The sequence below is a fragment of the Pseudomonas artemisiae genome (assembly GCF_057128685.1).
Genome location: NZ_JBSKHS010000010.1, coordinates 125443 through 145260, shown reverse-complemented (window position 1 = coordinate 145260; position 19818 = coordinate 125443). Strand labels below are relative to the sequence as shown.

The 19818-nt window shown below is 60.4% G+C and carries 18 protein-coding genes; 7 read left to right on the top strand and 11 right to left on the bottom strand.

Annotated elements, in window-relative coordinates:
• Positions 1-2 precede the first annotated feature (2 nt).
• Positions 3-371: a response regulator gene (locus ACWKV4_RS13545; protein ID WP_483832597.1), complete on the bottom strand. Its 369-nt coding sequence runs from the start codon at positions 369-371 to the stop codon at positions 3-5.
• Between the two features lie 22 nt (positions 372-393).
• On the bottom strand, positions 394-1833 hold the full coding sequence (locus tag ACWKV4_RS13540; protein WP_483832596.1) for an ATPase domain-containing protein: 1440 nt from the start codon (positions 1831-1833) through the stop codon (positions 394-396).
• A gap of 200 nt (positions 1834-2033) precedes the next feature.
• On the opposite strand from ACWKV4_RS13540, the gene ACWKV4_RS13535 reads away from it, so the two are divergent.
• Both ACWKV4_RS13535 and ACWKV4_RS13530 read left to right on the top strand, forming a co-directional pair.
• Positions 2034-2894, top strand: a complete 861-nt coding sequence (locus ACWKV4_RS13535) for a methylated-DNA--[protein]-cysteine S-methyltransferase (RefSeq protein ID WP_483832595.1) — start codon at positions 2034-2036, stop codon at positions 2892-2894.
• Between the two features lie 49 nt (positions 2895-2943).
• A complete protein-coding gene (locus ACWKV4_RS13530; protein WP_483832594.1) occupies positions 2944-4293 on the top strand; it encodes a cation:proton antiporter in 1350 nt (449 codons plus the stop codon).
• A 37-nt stretch (positions 4294-4330) separates the two neighbouring features.
• Here ACWKV4_RS13530 and ACWKV4_RS13525 read toward each other — a convergent pair whose 3' ends face one another.
• From ACWKV4_RS13525 to ACWKV4_RS13500, 6 genes are all read right to left on the bottom strand, one after another.
• On the bottom strand, positions 4331-4972 hold the full coding sequence (locus ACWKV4_RS13525; protein WP_483832593.1) for an HAD family hydrolase: 642 nt from the start codon (positions 4970-4972) through the stop codon (positions 4331-4333).
• A 95-nt stretch (positions 4973-5067) separates the two neighbouring features.
• Positions 5068-8145 (bottom strand): error-prone DNA polymerase, encoded by a 3078-nt coding sequence (locus ACWKV4_RS13520; RefSeq protein ID WP_483832592.1) that lies wholly within the window; start codon positions 8143-8145, stop codon positions 5068-5070.
• The gene (locus ACWKV4_RS13515; RefSeq protein ID WP_483832591.1) at positions 8142-9557 is read right to left on the bottom strand and encodes a Y-family DNA polymerase; all 1416 of its coding nucleotides are present in this window, start codon (positions 9555-9557) and stop codon (positions 8142-8144) included. Before ACWKV4_RS13515 ends, ACWKV4_RS13520 begins: the two co-directional genes overlap by 4 nt.
• A 7-nt stretch (positions 9558-9564) precedes the next feature.
• A complete protein-coding gene (gene imuA / locus ACWKV4_RS13510) occupies positions 9565-10194 on the bottom strand; it encodes a translesion DNA synthesis-associated protein ImuA (RefSeq protein WP_483832590.1) in 630 nt (209 codons plus the stop codon).
• Positions 10191-10391 carry a hypothetical protein gene (locus ACWKV4_RS13505; RefSeq protein ID WP_483832589.1) on the bottom strand — a complete coding sequence of 67 codons (201 nt, stop codon included), beginning with the start codon at positions 10389-10391 and terminating at the stop codon, positions 10191-10193. The genes imuA and ACWKV4_RS13505 overlap by 4 nt, the downstream gene beginning before the upstream one ends.
• A 136-nt stretch (positions 10392-10527) precedes the next feature.
• A complete protein-coding gene (locus ACWKV4_RS13500; RefSeq protein WP_483832588.1) occupies positions 10528-11550 on the bottom strand; it encodes a zinc-dependent alcohol dehydrogenase family protein in 1023 nt (340 codons plus the stop codon).
• Between the two features lie 201 nt (positions 11551-11751).
• Here ACWKV4_RS13500 and ACWKV4_RS13495 point away from each other — a divergent pair, with 201 nt between their 5' ends.
• Entirely contained in the window at positions 11752-12666 is a 915-nt protein-coding gene (locus ACWKV4_RS13495) for a LysR family transcriptional regulator (protein WP_483832587.1), read from the top strand.
• A 137-nt stretch (positions 12667-12803) separates the two neighbouring features.
• Here ACWKV4_RS13495 and ACWKV4_RS13490 read toward each other — a convergent pair whose 3' ends face one another.
• Positions 12804-13715 (bottom strand): cupin domain-containing protein, encoded by a 912-nt coding sequence (locus ACWKV4_RS13490; RefSeq protein ID WP_483832634.1) that lies wholly within the window; start codon positions 13713-13715, stop codon positions 12804-12806.
• 162 nt (positions 13716-13877) lie between these two features.
• Between ACWKV4_RS13490 and ACWKV4_RS13485 the strand changes: the two genes are divergently transcribed.
• Complete coding sequence (locus tag ACWKV4_RS13485) at positions 13878-14801, top strand: alpha/beta fold hydrolase (RefSeq protein WP_483832586.1); 924 nt, start codon at positions 13878-13880, stop codon at positions 14799-14801.
• Between the two features lie 113 nt (positions 14802-14914).
• Here ACWKV4_RS13485 and ACWKV4_RS13480 read toward each other — a convergent pair whose 3' ends face one another.
• Both ACWKV4_RS13480 and ACWKV4_RS13475 read right to left on the bottom strand, forming a co-directional pair.
• Positions 14915-16177, bottom strand: a complete 1263-nt coding sequence (locus ACWKV4_RS13480) for a type II toxin-antitoxin system HipA family toxin (RefSeq protein ID WP_483832585.1) — start codon at positions 16175-16177, stop codon at positions 14915-14917.
• Positions 16170-16487 (bottom strand): helix-turn-helix domain-containing protein, encoded by a 318-nt coding sequence (locus tag ACWKV4_RS13475; RefSeq protein WP_483832584.1) that lies wholly within the window; start codon positions 16485-16487, stop codon positions 16170-16172. Before ACWKV4_RS13475 ends, ACWKV4_RS13480 begins: the two co-directional genes overlap by 8 nt.
• Positions 16488-16733: 246 nt before the next feature.
• Between ACWKV4_RS13475 and ACWKV4_RS13470 the strand changes: the two genes are divergently transcribed.
• The 3 genes from ACWKV4_RS13470 to ACWKV4_RS13460 are packed head-to-tail and all read left to right on the top strand — an operon-like array spanning position 16734 to position 19797.
• Complete coding sequence (locus ACWKV4_RS13470; RefSeq protein WP_483832583.1) at positions 16734-17546, top strand: endonuclease/exonuclease/phosphatase family protein; 813 nt, start codon at positions 16734-16736, stop codon at positions 17544-17546.
• Complete coding sequence (clsB, locus tag ACWKV4_RS13465) at positions 17543-18778, top strand: cardiolipin synthase ClsB (RefSeq protein WP_483832582.1); 1236 nt, start codon at positions 17543-17545, stop codon at positions 18776-18778. Before ACWKV4_RS13470 ends, clsB begins: the two co-directional genes overlap by 4 nt.
• On the top strand, positions 18775-19797 hold the full coding sequence (locus ACWKV4_RS13460; RefSeq protein WP_483832581.1) for a lysylphosphatidylglycerol synthase domain-containing protein: 1023 nt from the start codon (positions 18775-18777) through the stop codon (positions 19795-19797). Before clsB ends, ACWKV4_RS13460 begins: the two co-directional genes overlap by 4 nt.
• Positions 19798-19818 lie beyond the last annotated feature (21 nt).

Below are 19818 nucleotides of genomic sequence, written 5' to 3'. Positions count from 1 at the left end.
CATCAGTCCACGGGGCGCCCGATGAAAGCAATGACCTTTTCAATCACCTGATCGATATCAAAAGGCTTGTCGAACACCGCCGCGAACAGCTCCGGGCTGGCTCGGCCAATGCTGCCTTGGGCGCCACTCATTAAAAACAGAGGCAAGTCGGCGAAGGCCGACCGCTCGCGTACCGCACGGGCAAATTCAAGGCCGTCCATCACCGGCATCATAAAGTCAGTGATCACCAGGCTTGGGTATTCGCGGTCAAGCACCTCTAGTGCCTTGCGACCATTGCCCGCCTTGACCACCATGTACCCCTCGTCCTCCAAGGCAAATCCTAGGATATCGGCGATCAAATACTCGTCGTCGACTATGAGGATGGTCGTCATTGTCTAATCGGTCCAATCAACGTCAGTGGCTTATGGACGGGACCTGGCCCGTCAGCACGGCCCCTGCGTGTATGCGGGCTTTCTTTAAGCCCAGTCCCTGTGCGTCAATCACAACCTCCAGGAGAGAGGGGTCATACACGCTGTCCCTGACTTTAAGAATCGTCATCATTCGCTTTAGTTCAGCCGCATCTTCAACGAAACGCATGACGAAGATGTTGTCCACCACGCTGGACATATCGGGCATGGGCGCTTTGATTTCCATGCCGATCAACCGTTGGGTCTCGCTGGTCAGCAGTACGGTCACGCCACGAGCCCTTAGCTCACCGGTGAGGGTACTGAAAAAATCACCCAAGCGGCTGGGGTTAGTCGACACCCGGGTCATGCCGCCAAGGCTGTCGATTAGCAGGCGCTTGATACCGTGGGTATCCACTGTCTTCAGTAACTTCGCGCCCAGGCCATCAAGGAGCCCCTCGGTAGTGGGCTGCCAGCACATATGCAGGGCACCACTGCGCTCCATGGCGCTCAAATCGATCCCCAGCGCCGCGGCTTTGAGTACCAGCCGTTGAGGGCTTTCATAAAAGCCGAAGTGCAGCGCAGGTGCCTGCGGTGTGCCTTGGGCAAGAAATTGCAGCCCAAGCGACGTTTTACCCACCCCCGACGGCCCTATGACCAAAGTGGCAGAGGCACAGGCCAGGCCACCGCCGATCAAAGCGTCCAGGCTGGGTACGCCACTGCTGACTTTGAGGGTGTCGGCAGAGTCTAGACGGGACGGATGGCTGTACAGACTTTCGAGACGCGGGTACACCGCTAGCCCATCTTCGGTGATTTCGCAGTCATGCAGGCCCGACAATGCGCCGCTGCCACGGGTTTTTCGCAACTGAATACGGCGAACCGAGCGCGCGCCTATGGCTTCTTCACCGATTTCGATCACGCCGTCGACCATGGTGTGTTCCGGGCTGCCATCATCCAGCCGAGAGCTGGTCAGAAACAGCACGGTGCAACCGGCAAAGGCAGCATGGCCTTGCAGTTCGGAAATGAATTTCTTCGTATCGATCTGAGAGTCGGCTTTATTGCGGGCATTGAGCAGACCGTCGACCACCATTACAGTGGCCTTTTGCCGACCAATTTCGCGGCGCAGCAGCTTGACTACTTCTTCCAGGCCTTCATTTTGCAAAGTATCAAAGGCACTCACGAACTGGATTTGCGCGCCAATATATGCCGAATCGAAAAAGCTTAACGTGGACAGGTACTGAAACAACCGCTCATGGGACTCCGATAGCAAGGTAGCTACCAGCACCTTGCCGCCGTTGCGCGCGTGATTAAAGCTCAGTTGGTTGGCCAGGATGGTCTTCCCCGAGCCGGGCCGCCCCTGCACAATGTAGGAAGCCCCTGCCACCAATCCTCCCTTGAGCAGCGCATCCAGGCCTGCTATTCCTGTCGCAAGGCGTTTAAGCTGTTCCAATATCAGACCTGCCTATGTGTAATGTGCGCAGTACCAGCCGGGCTAAGCCACCCTCGAGCCGGCATCGAAAGCGCTAATTCTATACGCAGCCGCGCCGGAACACACTTATCTAACGCCCAATCGCAAGAAACGGAGTGCCGGGCCTGCGCAAGCCGGGCATTATCCAAGGGTCGGAGCAACCCTGCCATGAGTCTTCAACGATGACCACCCTTGCCCTGCTCACCCCTCACCGAGCGCGCCATTTACACGTGGTGACCCAAGCCTGCCGTCACCTGGAAACCAGCACCGAGGCAGTTTCCCTGGCGGTACTGGCCGAGGGTGCCGGGCTAAGCCCCGGGCATTTTCAGCGGGTGTTCAAAGCGGTGACCGGGCTCTCGCCCAAGGCCTACGCCATCGCAGCACGGGCCCAGCGTGCCCAGGCAGTGCTACAGGGCGCCACCAACGTGACCGAGGCCATTTATGCCGCGGGTTTCAACTCTCACGGGCGTTTTTACGAAAGCGCGCCCAGCCGCCTGGGCATGACCCCTAGCGCCTGGCGCAAGGGCGGCAAGGGTACAGATATACACTTTGCACTGGGCCAGTGCCGGCTGGGCGCGCTGTTGGTGGCGCAAAGCCCGCGTGGCCTGTGCGCCATTGTGTTGGGGGATGAGCCACAAGCGCTGCTCGAGCAGTTTCAGGACCGCTTTCCTGAAGCGAGACTGATCGGCGCCGATCCCACCTTCGAGGCCTTGGTGGCTCAGGTGGTCGGGTTTATCGAAGAACCGGGGCTTGGCATAGGGTTACCTCTGGATCTGCAGGGCACGCTGTTTCAAGAGCGGGTATGGCGAGCCTTGCAAACCATCGAGCCGGGGCAAACCCTGAGCTATGCCCAACTGGCCGAGCGCATTGGCATGCCTTCTGCGGTGCGTGCCGTGGCCAGGGCCTGCGCGGCCAACAACCTCGCGGTGGCTATTCCGTGCCATCGGGTGGTGCGCAGTGATGGTGGGTTATCCGGTTACCGCTGGGGTGTGGAGCGTAAAAAAGCCCTCCTGGCCTTGGAGGCTGCAATCCAGACCAACTAACAGTGCTCGGTGCAGTCACAAAGCTACCTGTCGTTACGATTGAGCACCGATGAATTTTTTAACTGGTATTTCAATATTTGGGGCCATCCTGCTGTTGCTGGCCCTGGCCTCCGCTTACCTGCGGTGGCTACCCGTCACCACTTCCGCGGTTTGCCTGGCCTTGGGGCTGGGTATAGGCCCGGCCGGCCTGGCGTTGGTGGATCTGGACATTCAGGCCTCCTCCCATTGGCTTGAGCGTTTGACCGAGGCGGCAGTGCTGTTTTCCTTATTCGGCACTGGCATCAAGTTACGCTTGACCTTTGGCCGCAGCGCCTGGCGTTGCGCCTACCTGCTGGCCGGGCCGGTAATGATTGCATCGATCATTGGCGTGGCGGTGCTGACGCATTTTGCCCTGCACCTGGATTGGGGCCCCTCACTGCTGATCGGCGCTATGCTTGCCCCTACCGATCCAGTACTGGCCAATATGGTACAGGTCAACAGCGCCCAGGATTTCGACCGGGTGCGCTTTGGGTTGTCAGGCGAAGCTGGGCTTAATGATGGTACGGCCTTCCCTTTCGTGATATTTGGTTTGTTGCTGATCGAGCAAGGGGGCCTGGATAGCCAGTGGGTGAGCCATTGGCTGGTCAAGGACATACTCTGGGGCGTGAGTGCTGGGTTATTGACCGGCTATGGCCTCGGGCGGCTCATCGGTAAGCTGATGATCTTTTTACGGGTGCGACATCAGGACAGCACCCTGTCGCCCAATGACTTTCTGGCCCTGGCGCTGATCGCCCTGGCCTACGCCATAGCGACCACCATAGGTGGCTACGGCTTCCTGGCGGTATTCGCCGCAGGCTTAGGGCTACGGCAGGCCGAGTTGAAATCCACTGGCTCGGAGGTGCCTTCCGAACACCTGACACAACCGCGTTTGGGCCATCGGGATTTGCCACCGGAGGAAGCGCTGGCCGGTGCCGTGGATGAGTTAGAGGCCCCGCAAGTGGCCGCGGGCGTCATGATGAGCGACATGATGGTGTTCGGTAGCCTGGTGGAGCGGTCCATGGAGGTGCTGTTGATTACCCTGGTCGGGGCCATGCTTTGGGGCCACTGGGACTGGCGAGGTGTCGGTATCGGCCTGGTGCTGTTCTGCGTGATCCGTCCCTTGGCCGTATGGCTCCTTGGGGGCGGCCGCTCCCTGCTCAGCCAACATCAGCGTTTGCTGTTGGGCTGGTTCGGCATTCGCGGGATCGGCTCGCTCTACTACCTGTGCTATGCCTTGCAACATGGCCTGTCCGAAGCCATGGCGCAAACCTGCATCAGCCTGACCCTGACCGTCGTGGCGTTGAGCATCGTAGTGCATGGGATAAGTACCCAGCCCTTGCTGGACCATTACGAGCGGCGCAACAGCAACAAGGTGGATTGAACCGCTCAACCACGGACCGATAAGCGGCCAGGGTGACTTAGCGCGCCGCTATCAATGCCGCCACCTGGTCGTAGGTTGGCGTGATATGGAAGCGAGGCTCGTGGGCGTAGGCGCTGAAGTCTTCATCGCCAAAGCCTGCCACCCAACTGCCCGCCGCCAGGCCTGCCTCTACCCCAGCATGGCTGTCATCCACCAACAGGCAATCTTCAGGTGGCAGCCCCAGTACCTGGGCGGCGGCCAGGATCAGCCCAGGGGCAGGCTTCCAGGCGTTGACTTCGTAAGCGCTGACCAGGCGGCCCTCGAAATACGACAGCAAACCCGCGCTGCCCAGGCAGGTTTCGATCTTCGCCCGCGGGCCGTTGGAGGCGACGCATTTGGGCAAGCGCAGGCCACTGACGAAGGCCGCGGCGCCCGGCATGGGGCGCATGCCGCGGGCGAATAGCGTCAAGCTGTCTTCGCGAAAGGCGCGCATAAACGGCTCAGGTTCTAGCCAGGGATAGGCCTCGGCCAGGCGCTGAGTGAACACCGCGAACTGCACACCTCGAAAACGCTGAAGCACTTCTTCTTGAGGCAGCTGAATGTCCCGCTTTGCGAGCATTTCCCACAACAGGCCCGCGGCCATACGCTCGCTGTCGACCAAGGTACCGTCCGAATCGAAAATCACGCCTTTGATGTTCACTGTTGCATCCGCCTGCTATTAAGCCCTCTGTGACAGCGCCTTAGGCTACAGGTTGTGTAAGCACTACGCACCCGTAAGCGCTCTGGACTGCCAACTCAGTGGAAATCCCGGCTGCGGACATCCAGCTCGGACAACAGCGATGTCATATCCATCAAATGATGGGCCACCAGGTGGCAGACGTCCCCTTGCCGCTCCCAGCGGCCTTGCACCTGGAGCAGGCGAGCACCCATGAGCACGCCTCGCTGGCGCTCGGCAAGGTCGCGCCACACGATCACGTTGACCATGCCGAATTCGTCCTCAAGGGTAACGAAGGTAACGCCATTGGCTGTAGACGGCCGCTGCCTGCTGGTGACCAGCCCGGTCATGTTCACCGAGCGACCATGGCCGAATGTGGCAAGCTCCTTGGCGTGTCGGCAGCGCCATTTGGCCAAGGCGCGGCGTAACAAGGCCAAGGGGTGCGCGCCCAGGGTAGTGCCCAGTACGACGTAGTCGGCGTGCATGTCTTCGCCCACGCTGGGCACCGGTAAGCTGACCTCTTGCTCGCCAGGCGAGTCGATGCCTTCGAACAATGGCAGTTGCCGAGCCACGCTGGCCACTTCCCAGCGCGCCCGGTGCCGATGCCCAGCCAGCCCGCGCAAAGCGCCGGCGTCGGCCAGTTGGGCGCGGGCACGCTGGTCAAGGTCAGCACGTAATACTACCTCTTCCACGCTCGCAAAGGGCCGCTCGGCACGAGCCTGACTCAGGCGCAGGGCAGCGCTTTGGGCCAACCCGCGGATCATCCGCAGGCCCAGGCGCAGCGCCGGCTGCCCTTCGCCAGTAGCTTCCAGGGCGCAGGCCCAGCCGCTATAGCGCACATCCACCGGGCGCACCTCGATGCCGTGGCGGCGGGCATCCTGGAGTACCTGGTCTGGGCTGTAAAAGCCCATGGGCCAGCTGTTGATCAGAGCGCAGGCGAAGGCAGCGGGCTCATGGCATTTGAGCCAACTGCTGGCGTAGGTGAGCAAGGCGAAGCTGGCGGCATGGGACTCTGGAAAACCATAGCTGCCAAAGCCTTTTATCTGCTCGAAGATGCGCGCGGCGAAAGCTTCGCTATAGCCGTTCCTGAGCATGCCTTCGCGCAGCCGTACCTGATGAACGTCCAGCCCGCCATGGCGCTTCCAGGCAGCCATGGCTCGGCGCAACTGGTCGGCCTCCCCTGGGCTGTAGTCCGCCGCCACTATGGCCAGTTGCATCACCTGCTCCTGGAACAGCGGTACGCCCAGGGTACGCTTGAACACCGCTTCCAATTCGGGCGAAGGGTAGCTGACCGGTTCTTCCTGGTTGCGCCGCCGCAGGTAGGGATGGACCATATCCCCCTGGATAGGCCCTGGGCGCACGATAGCCACCTCGATGACCAAGTCATAGAAATTACGTGGCTTGAGCCGGGGGAGCATGGCCATCTGCGCGCGTGACTCGATCTGGAACACCCCTACCGTGTCCGCCCTGCCGAGCATGTCATAGGTGGCCTGGCAGTCCGGAGGGATGCTGGCCAAGGTCCACTGGCGCCCACGGTGGTCCCTGATCAGGTCAAGGCACCGACGCAGGGCACTGAGCATGCCCAGGGCAAGCAGGTCCACCTTCAACAGGCCGACCAGGTCCAGGTCGTCTTTATCCCACTGGATCACCGTACGGCCGTCCATGGCGGCGTTCTCCACGGGTACCAGGGTGTGCAGTGGCTGTTCGGAGATTACGAACCCACCGGGGTGCTGAGACAGGTGCCGTGGGAAGCCAATCAGCTCGCCAGTCAGCGCCAGCACGCGCTTGAGCACCAAGCTTGCGGGGTCAAAGCCCGCCTCTACCAGACGCTCGGCGGGCGGCGGTTCATCGCTATAACGCCCAACACAGGCAGCCAGGGCGTTGATGGAGTCCGCTGGCAGGCCCAAGGCCTTGGCCACATCGCGTATCGCACCGGTGCCCCTATAGGTGCTGGCAATGGCGGTCAGCGCGGCGCGGTCCCGGCCGTAGCGCTTGAACACATACTGGATGACCTCTTCGCGCCGGTCATGCTCGAAATCCACGTCGATGTCCGGGGGCTCGTTGCGCTCGGGGGAAATGAACCGCTCGAACAACATGCTGGTAGTGGCGGGGTTGATGGCTGTGATGCCCAGGGCATAACACACGGCCGAGTTGGCCGCCGACCCCCGGCCCTGGCAGAGAATGGCCCGGCGGCGGGCAAAGTCCACGATGTCGTGAACGGTCAAAAAATACGACGCGTAGTTCAGGCCCGCGATGATTCCCAGCTCGCGCTCCAGCATGTCCCGCACCTGAGCGGGTGTGCCTTCGGGCCAGCGGGCCTTGGCGCCGCGATAGGTCAACTTCCGCAGCCAGCCATCGGGGGTGTGCCCAAGGGGAACGACTTCGTGGGGGTACTGGTAGCGCAACTGGCCCAGGTCGAAGTGGCACTGCTGGCTGAGCGTCAGGGTTTGCGCCAATAACTCAGGCGGGTACAACTGTGCCAGTTGCTCCAGGGTGCGCAGGTGCCGCTCGCCATTGGGGAACAGCCAGGGCCCGGCTTCGGCCAGGGTCACATGATGGCGAATCGCAGTCAGGGTGTCTTGCAACGCGCGCCTGCCCCTTGCATGCATATGCACGTCACCGCTGGCCACACAGGGAATGCCCAGTGTTTTGGCCGCGCCCTGCAGGCTCGCCAAGCGCTGAGCATCGTCCGCCCCTCGGTGCAGTTCTACCGCAAGCCACAGGCGCGGGCCGAACAGCTCCAGCAGCCAGCGGCCATGCCGCAGGGCTGGCAAGGCCGAGGGCAGCCATAAGGCCAAGAGGCCTGAGCGGTCCACCGCAAGAAAATCCTCGGCCAGGGCCTGATAGCTCCCCTTCTTCGCCCGCCGTCGGGCCTGGGTAATCAACTGGCACAGCGCCTGATAGCCGGATAGGTCCCGCACCAGCAGTACCACTCGGGCGCCATTGTCCACGTGCAGCTCGCTACCCACCAGCAACGGCAAGTCGCACTCCCGTGCCGCCTGCCACGCGCGAACGATCCCGGCCAGGGTGCATTCGTCGGTGATGGCCAGGGCTTGGTAGCCCAGGCGCTTGGCCCGCGTGAACAGCTCAAGCGCGCTGGAGGCACCACGCTGGAAACTAAAATTGGACAGGCAATGCAGCTCAGCGTAAGCGCTCATCCAAACCACCCCTGCAACCAAAGGGTGTCATCGCCCAGGGTGCGGTATACCCAAGCTTGGCGGCCGGATGGCAAGCGCACGCGCAGGTAATCCCGGCGTACATCGCCGCCATCCCACCAACCGCTTTCAATTCGCTCAGGGCCGGCGAGGCAGTCCCACGTGTGCTCGGGCAGTGGCTGGGCCTGGGGCAGCAACCAGCCTGGGCGCAGGGGGCCAAGGGCGGGCGCCTGAAACCCCCTGGCCGGTGCATCTATTAACCACGCGCGCTCCGGGCGGTGGTCGGCCTGGCGATGCAGCCCATAGACCGCATCGTCCCCCAAGCGCGCGCGCAAGCGTTCGCGAAGCTGCTCCCACCCCTGCCCGGCCGCGCCGCGGGCCTCGAACAACCCCTGCGCCATTGGCACATAGGCCGGCAGCTCTTCGGCCAGCAAGCGAACAGTGCGCACCGGCTGGGTAACCTGCACCGGCTCCAACCTGCCACGGGCCAGCTCGAACAGCAGACCAGGGTCTCGCTCGGCGCTTAACAGCCCCACCGGCACCTGGGTCGGTGCGCCCTGGGCGTGCTCCAGGTACACCACGAAACGCTGAACACCGCCGTCGCGATTGGCCAGAAATACCCCAAGGTCGTTGATCAAACGGCGTAGGGGGAACAGCAGCGCCTGGGTAGACTCCACATCGAAATTCAGCTCGATTCGGCAATCGAAGTGTTCAGGGGGAACAAAATAGGTCATGCCCAGGGGCCGCGCGCCCAGTAACACATCCAGCTGGGTGAGCAATTGCGCGGGGAAGCGCCGATTCAGTGCCGCGCGCTCGAGTTGCAATACTTGCCCGAAGGTGCGCAGCCCCATTCGCATCAGGGCATGGGCCTGCTCTCGCGGCAAGCCTATGCGGTCCACCGGCAATTGGCCCAGCGCTTGTTCCAGCCCGGCTGCGCAGGTAACGGCCAGGCCATCATGGGCATTGGCCAGCATGCGCGCCGCCACCGGGTTGGTGGCCAGCACGATACGATGCTCGAACCCCAAGGCGGCCAGCTCCTGGCGCAAGCGGGCTTCGAACGCGGGCCAGGGCCCAAACAGCCCCATGACGGACGCCACTTCCATCAGCACTGCGCGCGGGTAGTGCAGGCTGACCTGGGCACTGAAGCCGTACGCCCAGGCCGCCAGTAACTGCTGGGCGCGCTCTACTTGGGCAAGGTCGTATTCGAGCGGTATGAAGTCACGGCTTAGGGCCTGGGCAGCAATCAGGCTTTGCCCAGGTTTTAGCCCTAGTGCGCGGGCAGCGGGGTTGACTGCCCGCAGTACGCGTTTTTGCGCGGTGCCGGTGACCAACGCCAAAGGGGCATTGGGATCGGGCTGCTGCCGCAGGGCAACATCCATGGCCAATTGAGGCAGAAGGATACAAGCCCACACCATGGCGACCTCAGGCGTATGCCGTCCAGTTGATAGGCCGCGCCGGAGGGAGCCCGCCCCGGCACTTGAGCACACGCCAGCCGTTAGGTTGCAGGCTGATGGCAATACGCAGCGCAGCCGGGGACGGGTTTGCCGCCGCCTGGCCATCGCGAATGACATAACCCAACGCCTGCCCCGCTTCGGCGGCCACCTGCAGGCGCCGCAGCGCCCGGTCGTCCGCGCTAGCGGGCCAGCACACCACTGCCGCGCAACTGCCCGAGCGCAAACATTGCTCGGCGGCCCAGAGGGCGTCGCTACCTTCGGCCCGCACCAGGGTAAGCCAGCGCAGGTCTACCCCTGCCGCCTCCCAGGCTTGAGGGTAGGGAATGAACGGCGGGGCCACCAGCACCACGCGGCGAGCTTCGGTGGTCAGTCGGGCCAAGGTGGGCCAGAGCAGTTGCAGTTCCCCGCCCCCAGGGGCTGGCACAAGGATTTCGCTCAGGGCAGCGGCAGGCCAGCCGCCAGAGGGCAACGCCTGATCGAGTTGAGCGTGGCCGGTGGTTTGAGGCGCTTGAGTGGTGGCATCTGCCTGGGCCGGCCGCCCCTTCCACACGCGGCGGGCGTCAAGCAGGCTCTCCAGGCTCACCACGGCGGCGCTCATGGCCCCATCCACCCACGGCAACTGCCTTTGCCTACCAGGCTATGAGGTGGCATAGCTTTAACAGCCAGAGGGTCAAGGTGACCCAAGGCGATACCCAAGGCCGTGCTGATGCCCGGTGATTGGCCGTACAGGGCAATATGCTTACGAATGAACGCACGCAAGGTACGGCTACGGAGGTTAAGGTCATGGGTAGTCATGGGGTATATTTTTACCCCAATACTGTATATTTGACCAGTACTTTTTTATTAAGCGCAACGGCGGGCAATAAAAAAGCCAGGGCACTTTAAGTGGCCTGGCTTTGGGGAGGTTAGCAGCGAGATTGAGGGAGCCGCGTTATTGCCCTGAAACCACCAGCACCGCGCGGCCGCAGCATGGGCAATCGTCCATATACCGGTGAGCCTCTACGAACTGCTCAAAGGGGAACTCGCGTATGGCCTGGGCAGACAGCACACGGTCGGCCGTCAGTTGGTTGATCTGCGTCAGAGCCTGGCTTACCGCTTCGGCATCCTGGGTAATGCCCAGTTCCGGCTTGCCGGTGAAGTTGCCCAAGCAGTGCACATGGAACTGAATGTTCTTCTGGAAGGCCGCACACGCGGGGAACGGCGTTTGGTTGCCCCCTTGCAGCCCATACAGCACCAGGCTACCCCGTGGCGCCAGCACATCGCCAAGCAGGGACATTTGCGGGCCGCCCAGGCCATCGAACACCATGTTCACACCCTTGCCATCGGTGTACTTGTTCACTTGCATCAGCAAGTCTTGCTCGTCGGTCACAATGACGTTGTCTGCCCCCAGGGCCAGCAAGGGCTCGCGCTGCGTCTCACCACGGGTAGCAGCGATTACCTTCACGCCCAAGGCCTTGCCCAACTGCACGAACGCGGGGCCTGAACAATGGCTGGCATCGGTGATCAATGCCGTTTGCCCCGGTTGCGCGTGGGCAAGTTTCACATAGCCGAACCACGCCATCAGCAACGGGGTGTAATGCACCGCGGCCTGAGCCGGGGTAAGCACATCAGGGTAACGGATAAGCGCGGCGGCGGGCATGACCACTGACTCGCCACTGGCCGGGTAATCATTGGCATTGGCCGCCGGGAAGCTGGCTACCGCGTCGCCTGGCTTGAAACCCTGCACGTCGGTGCCTACCGCGGTGACTACCCCGGCCATTTCCTGGCCTATGCCCGCGGGCAGGCGCGCCTGGGACGGCGCAAGGTTCTGCCGCCAGAGAATATCGAACCAGGAAATACCGATCGCCGCGACCCGCACCTGCACTTCGCCGGGGCCAGGCAGCCGCGGCTCATGCGTTTCGCACTTGAGCACTTCGGCAGGGCCAAACCTGTGAAAACGGATTGTGCGGGACATCGCGAACCTCGTCTGATCACTGCTAATACCACGTAGGTTATCCGGGCTTTGCCGGGTACACCACCGAGGGGAATTGATAGTCAACATGCCTAAGATTGATCGACGGATCAATGGTCAGTCAGCCGATTTAATATTTGCCGTGCACCCAGGCAAGCATTGCCCTTACTATTCAGCGCAGAAAAAACCTTGCCGAGCGACCAGATGAATCGTAACGACCTGCGCCGTGTCGATCTGAATTTGCTGATTGTTTTCGAAACCCTGATGCATGAACGCAGCGTAACCCGAGCGGCGGAGAAACTGTTCCTGGGCCAGCCTGCCATCAGCGCGGCCTTGTCTCGCCTGCGCAGCCTGTTCGATGACCCATTGTTCGTACGCACCGGCCGCAGCATGGAGCCCACCGCTCGTGCTACCGAAATCTTTGCCCTGCTCTCCCCGGCGCTGGATTCGATTTCCACGGCGGTAAGCCGGGCGGCAGAGTTTGACCCGGCCACCAGCAACGCCGTGTTTCGTATCGGCCTGTCCGACGACGTGGAGTTCGCCCTGCTACCGCAATTGCTCAAGCGCCTTCGCGCCGAGGCGCCAGGCATCGTCTTGGTAGTACGGCGCGCCAATTACATCCTTATGCCTGCATTGCTCGCTTCTGGGGAAATCTCGGTAGGCGTTAGTTACACCAGCGAGCTGCCCGCCAACGCCAAGCGCAAGGTGCTGCGCCGCAGCCGCCCTCGCCTGCTGCGCGCCGACAGCATGCCAGGGGCCATGAGCCTGGATGACTTCTGCGCTCGACCCCACGCCTTGGTCTCCTATGCCGGCGACCTGAGCGGTTTTATCGATATCACCCTGGAGAAAATCGAGCGCAAGCGCCATGTGGTCCTGGCCGTGCCTCAGTTTAACGGCCTGGGCACCTTGCTGGCCGGCACCGACATCCTGGCCATCGTCCCCGACTACACCGCCGATGCCCTCACCGCCGCTGGCGGGCTACGGGCCGAGGACCTGCCCCTGGATATTCAGACCTTCGAGCTGCACATGGCCTGGCGCGGCTCCCAGGACAACGACCCTAGCGAGCGCTGGTTGCGGTCAAGGTTGCAGATGTTTTTTGGGGATCCGGATAGTCTCTAGGTGTCGTCGGGTTGACCGCAGGACGGATTCTTTCTGCCTTCCATAGACATGGATATCCATCCACTTCCAAGGAAGTGGCCGACCGAAAGGGCGCCGCATGGTTGGGGTTAGGAATAATCAAGTTATTCTGACGTTGTCTAATCCGCTACGGGGTTCATGGTACGGACAGCACCTGGAGACAAGCCCATTGAACGTTTGAACGCTCGGCTAAAGGCGGCCAATGAGCCGTACCCTAGTTGGCTGGCAACGGCTTCGACGGATTGATGCTCTCGGCTTAAACTTAGAAAAGCCAAACGCATTCTCAAATCTGTCAGGTATCGAAGTGGAGAAACGCCTGTAGCCAGAAGAAAACGCTGTGCAAAAACCGAGCGAGACTGGTTGGCCTCGTTCGCAAGCGTCGCCACTGTCCACCTTTTACCAGGATCCTTATGCATCATGACGATCGCCCTGCTCAGTCGGGGATCCTGTAACGCGCTTAACCAACCGGTGGCGCTACCGCATCCGCCCGCCACCCAGCCTCTTACGATAAGCGCTGCAACCACTTCGGCAAGGCGCGCCAAGATGCCAATGTGCCCAGGTTGTAGTGTCAGCGACTCCCGCTCCATTGCGTCGAGCATGGGGCGGATCTCAGGTGATGTTTCAAGTAGCGTGCTCACCAGCAGTACCTCCGGCATCGCAGCAACGAGAGGCTGCATCCCGCCAAGTTCCAGCTCCATGCAGCAGCTGAAGATAATCGCATCGTGCTGCGTGCTCTTCTCATCGGCGGCGAACTGCTCGTGGCGTTCATTCTCAATCACAACATCCAAGGCAAGCGGCCTTACATCTGAATCACGCGTGTCTTCAGCGGACAACACTACATGGGGCCCTCCACGGGGGATGAGCACTGCATCCCCGGTATCGAGCCTATACCTATCTCCCCCCGGGCTGCGTAGCCAGACTGGCCCACGTCCAACGAAATGAAACTGTGCTCGTCCCATTTCGTTGCTGAAGCCAACCCCTAGCGATTCTGGGATTTCCATTCTGCGAAATTGAACGCCAAAAAGGCGCATGCCAATCAGCAATTCGCTGATCAGCTCACTGGAAATAGTTTTCAAATGAAGACCGCTGCGGTGTCAGGACGAATGATCAATATCTACATACCTGAGATCATAGACCGTCCTGGTTCCACTACCTAGACTCTTTTCATCACCCCTGAGTCTGGAAGCAATCTCATGAATCACTCTCTTCGCACCCGGCTATTACGTAACGTTTGGCTTGTCGCATTGTTAGCAGGCCTCTCGTCAATGACCATGGCGGCAGACAAGAGCTACACAGTGACGGCACCGGATGGGGTTAAACTCGCGGTGCAGGAGTCAGGAAACCCCAACGGCCCCACCATCATCTTCATTCATGGTCTGCTTGGCAGTCGCCTTAATTGGGAAAGGCAGACGAATAGTCCCGAGCTGCAACGCTACCGGATGGTCACCTATGACCTGCGCGGCCATGGTCTTTCTGATATGCCCGCAAATAGGGATGCATACAGCGACGGGCGCCGGTATGCCGATGATTTGGCAGCGGTGGTCAAGGCAACAGGCAGCAATCACCCGGTATTGGTCGGTTGGTCATTGGGCGGCGTGGTCATGTCCAATTACCTTGCCGCTTATGGTGACGCTGATATTGGTGGCGTCATGTATGTCGACGGCGTAATCGAACTTAACGCTGCGCAGATTACATCCCACCCCGGCGTGTATGCCGGCCTGGCGTCTGACGATCTGAAGACCCATTTGGAATCTGTACGCACGTTCCTTGCACTCTGCTTTCACACCCAGCCAGATGTATCGACATTCGAACTGCTATTAACCAATGCTTCCATGGCTTCCTGGACAATGACCCGCGCCACACCTTCAATGACCGTCTCTGTCGCTGAGGGTTTGCCGAAGGCGCGCGTACCTGTATTGATGCTGTATGGCGCAAAGGATGAGCTTGTCCAGGTTCAACCCAGCATGGCCCGTGCCAGACAGCTGAATGGTCATATTCAAACGAAGGTATATGAACACTCAGGTCATGCCCCCTTCCTGGAAGAGGCCCCTCGTTTCAATCACGATCTGGCGAAGTTCATGGAATCGGCTACCACCGCGACAAAGGCGCATAAATGATCAATACAACCACTTATGTAGTGGTTCACAGCGCCTTGCATGACGTCATGTCAGATAGGCCCCTCACCTGTGGAGGCTGGCATGGCATGCGTTTTCAGTTTTCAACTCAATGATCACTTGTTTAATAGCTGAATATTTTCATTGATCCGGCCCTGAATCGTCTCCAGCGTATCGTTAGTGATCACGCCGGAGTACAGCCTTTCAGCGATCTCGGCAAAGTGAGCCGCCACCTGGCAAATACCGTCAATGGTAGCGCAGGCATCGGTTAAGCCAATTTCTGCCTCCTCTGCCAATTTGAGCATCGCTGCTCGACCAATGGCCAACGCTTCGCCCATTACGTCCATCTGGTGATATCCCCCAGGCCCTTCGCAAAAGGTAACGTCAAAGGCCGGTGCCAAGCTCCAGGTCCCAGTGGCCGACATGACATAAGCAAAGTTTTTGGGGTGGTCATCCCGGTTATTGAATGCCACGTTGAAAACCGCTCGCTCAAAGGCAATGGCTTTTTCCCGCATGTCATTGGTACACATCTGCGTAGCCCGCAGGAAGTTAACGTAATCCAATGCACCTGGGGCACGATAATCAGCCCCCGTAAACGCTGCGAGGCTCTGCATTGGCACCCGCTGCCCGCCCATACGGTCGAAGCGTTTGGTAGCGAATGCCGCGAGCCCGTTGGGCAGGCTGAAATATTGCGTATCTGGGGTCTGAATGCCACATAAGCGTAAGCATTCGGCATATACCATCTCGATGGCACACACTTCGGGATGCTCCTGCTTTGCCGGGAACTTGACCATCCAGGCCTCAAAGCCTGTTTTGGCTGCGGTGGTCAGCGTTCCGGTTTGAGGGTCGCGGTAAACCAGCGCTTTGGGCCTGGCGCCCTGGGGTGACCCCCCTACCAGGAGCAAACTCTGTAAAAACTCGCCGCCCTCGCCCTTTAGAACGTTTTCGACCTCGGCGGACAGCAATTCAAGGGGGATATGAGCGCTGGGCTCCAGCCCCTCGGGGGTAACGGGCTCGAATGACAGTGCGCCCATGGCGTTGTTGCCAACATACGCCAAACGCTCTAAAGGCCCTACACGTGCGGCATTCAACCCCCTGCGCTTGAATAAGCGATCCATCAGCAGCATGCCCCACCCATCTGGTAAAGCGTCATAGACCGGCCCCGGCAGCCCCATTTGGTGAGGCGGGAAGTTGCGCTGCAACCGCGGCCCCTTCAGGGGGAGTTTATAAAGGGAAAGCTCCAAACCTCGACGCCTTGCCGCATCACTGTACTCAAACGCAATGTGTGGGCGCCCGCCGAACGCAGTGGTAGACACCAACGTTCCCCAAAGCCAGCGCTCGCCCCAGCCGTTGTAATACACCTTGACTTGCTCAAGCATTATCGGACTTCTTCCTGATACGCTTGCGCTCGGCCGTCGCATGATACCGCCGTATATCATCAAGGTTGTCCAGCCTGGGCAAGAACAGTGCTTCAAGCTCCTGACCCCGACCTAGCACCACCGCTACCCGCACCATGCTTTCGAAACCCACGTTTCGGCCTGCTTCCAGGTTGGACAGCGTATTGACGGTGATGCCCGCTCGCCCTGCCACGTCGACCTGGGTCATTTGCAGTGCCAGGCGCTCGGTCCGCATACGACTGCATAGCCGCTGAACGATTTCGCTCGGTTTGGTAAATTCTAAATCCAACATATTGTGGCTAAACCTAAATTTAAGCACTTAACGCCCAGTATATTAGATTTAAAACAGATTCCCTTCTACCCTATGCTACAGGTTTGCTATTCAGGCCCTTTAAAGCCCGATTCGACGAGGAATCTTGAGCCCCCACACAAGCAGTTACCCCTTTAAAAGCTTGCTCACCGCCGGTATGAACCATCCCTACCTTGCTCAGTCCGACTATCAGGACTTTAAACCGAGAGCTTTTGGAGAGCTTGGCCGATGGCAACACAGGATTTCCGGCCGCTGGATGAGCAGGTCAAGGCAGAAGATGTACTTGCGCGGGGTGCTGCGGCGGTCACTTCGCTGCACATTCTTACCGTCAATACCCACAAGGGGTTCAGCCCGCTGAATCGCCGCTTTGTATTGCCCGAGCTACGCGAGGCGGTGCGGGCTACTTCGGCGGATGTGGTGTTTTTGCAAGAAGTATTGGGCGTGAACCGCCGTCATGGGGAGCGGTACGACAATTGGAGCGACGTTCCTCAGTATGAATTTCTCGCTGACAGCATCTGGCCAGTGTTTGCGTATGGTCGTAACGCGGTGTACCCCGACGGGGACCATGGCAACGCGCTGCTGTCGAAATTCCCTATCTTGCATCACCAGAACCACGACGTGACGGTAGCGGGCCAGGAAGAGCGTGGGCTGTTGCATTCGATACTGGCGGTACCGGGCCACCCTCAGGTGCATACCATTTGCGTGCACTTGGGCCTCCAGGAGCGCCAGCGCCATCAACAGCTCAAGCTGCTGTGCGAGCTGCTTGAAGGCTTGCCCCCACAGGAACCGGTGATTGTGGCCGGGGACTTCAACGACTGGCGCCAACAGGCAGACAAACTACTGGCCGGTTGTGGCCTACACGAGGCCTTTGTGGAGGCTTACGGTGCCCCGGCGCGCAGTTTCCCGGCACGCCTGCCCTTGCTAAGGCTGGACCGCATTTACCTGCGCAATGCCCGCGCCAAGGCCCCATTGGCCCTGGCGCGCAAGCCTTGGTCCCACTTGTCAGACCATGTGCCGCTTGCGGTGGAGGTGTGCCTATGAATGAACAATGGCGCGACAACAATGCCTTGCAGTTGCTGATCAATGGCGAGGAGTTCTACGCCAGCGTGCTCGAGGCCATTGCCCAGGCGCGGGAAGAGGTGCTGATCGAGACGTTTATCCTACGTGACGACAAGGTCGGCAATCAGCTGCAAGAAGCCCTGACCGCCGCCGCGGGCCGTGGGGTGCGAATCGAAGTGCTGGTGGATGGCTATGGCAGTGCCGAGCTGTCGCCCTCTACCCTGAAAACCTTGTCCGAAGCCGGGGTGCGGGTGCTAGCCTTCGACCCCAGCAAGCCGACCCTAGGTATGCGTACCAACCTGTTCCGCCGGCTGCACCGCAAGATCGTGGTCATCGACGGCGAGATTGGCTTTGTGGGGGGCATCAACTTTTGCGCCGACCATTTGGGCGACTATGGCCCCATGGCCAAGCAGGATTACGCGGTACAGGTGCGCGGCCCCATCGTGGCAGACCTGCACAAGGCCTCGCTGACGCTGATGGACCAGACCAGCCGAGTCAAGCGTGAGCCCAAGCCTTGGCTGACCGACCGGGTGCCCTTGCAGGCCGATACCGCCCAGGCGCGGGTATTGTTGAGCATCCGAGACAATAACGAGCACACCGACGACATCGAAACCCATTACCTCAACGCCATTAAAAGCGCCAAGGAGCGGGTGCTGATCGCCAACGCCTATTTCTTCCCGGGTTACCGCGTGCTGCGCGAGTTGCGTAACGCTGCTCGCCGTGGCGTACAGGTCACGCTCATTCTACAGGGCATGCCGGATATGCCGCTGGTACGCTTGTGCTCTCGGCTGCTGTACAACTATTTGCTGCGCGACGGCGTGGTGATCCGCGAGTACACCACCCGGCCCTTGCACGGCAAAGTGGCTTTGATCGACCGCCGATGGTCGACGGTGGGCTCCAGTAATCTGGACCCCCTGAGTTTGTCTCTGAACCTTGAAGCGAACCTGATGATTGACGACGCCGCGTTCAATGCTCGGCTTTACGACCATCTGGCGCCGTTGGCTGAACATGAGTGCAAGAGCATTACCTTGCAGCGAGTGTTGCGCGGTTACTGGTGGCGGGCGCCGTTGATCTTCCTGAGCTTTCACTTCCTAAGGCACTTCCCTGCCTGGATTGGCCTGCTGCCGGCGCACGCCCCTAGGCTCAAACCCTGGACCACGGTGAGCGAACCTCAAACCCAGAGCAGCCCCTTGAACGCGGAAAAAAGCCTATGAGCCGCTCTGTAGACCCTGCCGCCGACCCGCAGGCCAAGGGCAGCGCCAACACACCCAAGTCGCGCAAATGGTTATGGGCCAAGCGCCTGATGACGTGGAGCTGTTTCATCTTGGTGCCTGTGCTGTTGTTCATGCTGGTACGCAATCTGGACTGGCAAGAAGTGACTCACGCGCTGCGTTCGTACAAAGGCAGCACGCTGGCGTTTGGCGCCTTGATAGCCCTGGCCAGTTACCTGGTGTTCAGCTCGTACGACCTGCTGTCCCGGCGCTATACCGGCCATAAGCTGCCTACCAGCAAGGTAGTGCCGCTGGCCTTCGTGTGCTACGCGTTTAACCTCAACTTAAGCTCCTGGGTCGGTGGCATTGCGTTGCGCTACAGGCTGTATGGCAAGCTGGGCCTGAGCGTCTCTACCATCACCAAAATCCTGAGCCTGGGGTTGGTGACCAATTGGCTGGGTTATCTGCTGCTCGGCGGGGTGGTGTTCGCCATGGGCCTGCCAGCCTTGCCCGATAGCGTAAAAATCGGCTCCACCGGGCTGAGGCTGATCGGCGTGGCGATGGTGGCCGTGGGTATTGCCTATTTGCTGGCTTGCCGTTTTGCCAAAAAACGTACGTGGACGATCCGCAAGCAGGAAATCACCCTTCCATCATTCCGCCTGGCGGCTTTGCAAGCCCTGTTTGGCGCATGCAACTGGGCGCTGATGGGCGCGCTGATCTTTACCCTGCTGCCGGAGAAGGTCGGCTACCTTACGGTGCTGGCAATTTTGCTGATCAGCAGCATTGCCGGGGTCATTACCCACATTCCGGCCGGCCTTGGCGTGTTGGAAACGATCTTTATTTCCTTGCTGCAAGGGCAGTACAGCAAAGGCGCGTTGCTGGCGGCGCTGATCGCCTATCGGGCTCTGTACTTCCTGATGCCGCTAGCGATCGCCTGCGTGGTGTACCTGGTGCTGGAACGCAAAAGCAGGCGTGGCGTTACGAATGAAGCTCCAGCCTCAGCGACTAACGCTCGTCCGTAGGAGCGAGCGCAAACTCGCGAA

Excerpts from the sequence above, each read along its gene's own strand:
- ACWKV4_RS13515 (WP_483832591.1), bottom strand. The coding sequence starts at position 9,557 with ATGGTGTGGGCTTGTATCCTTCTGCCTCAATTGGCCATGGATGTTGCC.
- ACWKV4_RS13495 (WP_483832587.1), top strand. The coding sequence starts at position 11,752 with ATGAATCGTAACGACCTGCGCCGTGTCGATCTGAATTTGCTGATTGTT.
- ACWKV4_RS13505 (WP_483832589.1), bottom strand. The coding sequence starts at position 10,391 with ATGACTACCCATGACCTTAACCTCCGTAGCCGTACCTTGCGTGCGTTC.
- ACWKV4_RS13470 (WP_483832583.1), top strand. The coding sequence starts at position 16,734 with ATGGCAACACAGGATTTCCGGCCGCTGGATGAGCAGGTCAAGGCAGAA.
- imuA (WP_483832590.1), bottom strand. The coding sequence starts at position 10,194 with ATGAGCGCCGCCGTGGTGAGCCTGGAGAGCCTGCTTGACGCCCGCCGC.
- ACWKV4_RS13480 (WP_483832585.1), bottom strand. The coding sequence starts at position 16,177 with ATGCTTGAGCAAGTCAAGGTGTATTACAACGGCTGGGGCGAGCGCTGG.
- ACWKV4_RS13500 (WP_483832588.1), bottom strand. The coding sequence starts at position 11,550 with ATGTCCCGCACAATCCGTTTTCACAGGTTTGGCCCTGCCGAAGTGCTC.
- ACWKV4_RS13460 (WP_483832581.1), top strand. The coding sequence starts at position 18,775 with ATGAGCCGCTCTGTAGACCCTGCCGCCGACCCGCAGGCCAAGGGCAGC.
- ACWKV4_RS13490 (WP_483832634.1), bottom strand. The coding sequence starts at position 13,715 with ATGCGCCTTTTTGGCGTTCAATTTCGCAGAATGGAAATCCCAGAATCG.
- ACWKV4_RS13535 (WP_483832595.1), top strand. The coding sequence starts at position 2,034 with ATGACCACCCTTGCCCTGCTCACCCCTCACCGAGCGCGCCATTTACAC.
- ACWKV4_RS13485 (WP_483832586.1), top strand. The coding sequence starts at position 13,878 with ATGAATCACTCTCTTCGCACCCGGCTATTACGTAACGTTTGGCTTGTC.
- ACWKV4_RS13530 (WP_483832594.1), top strand. The coding sequence starts at position 2,944 with ATGAATTTTTTAACTGGTATTTCAATATTTGGGGCCATCCTGCTGTTG.
- ACWKV4_RS13475 (WP_483832584.1), bottom strand. The coding sequence starts at position 16,487 with ATGTTGGATTTAGAATTTACCAAACCGAGCGAAATCGTTCAGCGGCTA.
- clsB (WP_483832582.1), top strand. The coding sequence starts at position 17,543 with ATGAATGAACAATGGCGCGACAACAATGCCTTGCAGTTGCTGATCAAT.
- ACWKV4_RS13545 (WP_483832597.1), bottom strand. The coding sequence starts at position 371 with ATGACGACCATCCTCATAGTCGACGACGAGTATTTGATCGCCGATATC.
- ACWKV4_RS13520 (WP_483832592.1), bottom strand. The coding sequence starts at position 8,145 with ATGAGCGCTTACGCTGAGCTGCATTGCCTGTCCAATTTTAGTTTCCAG.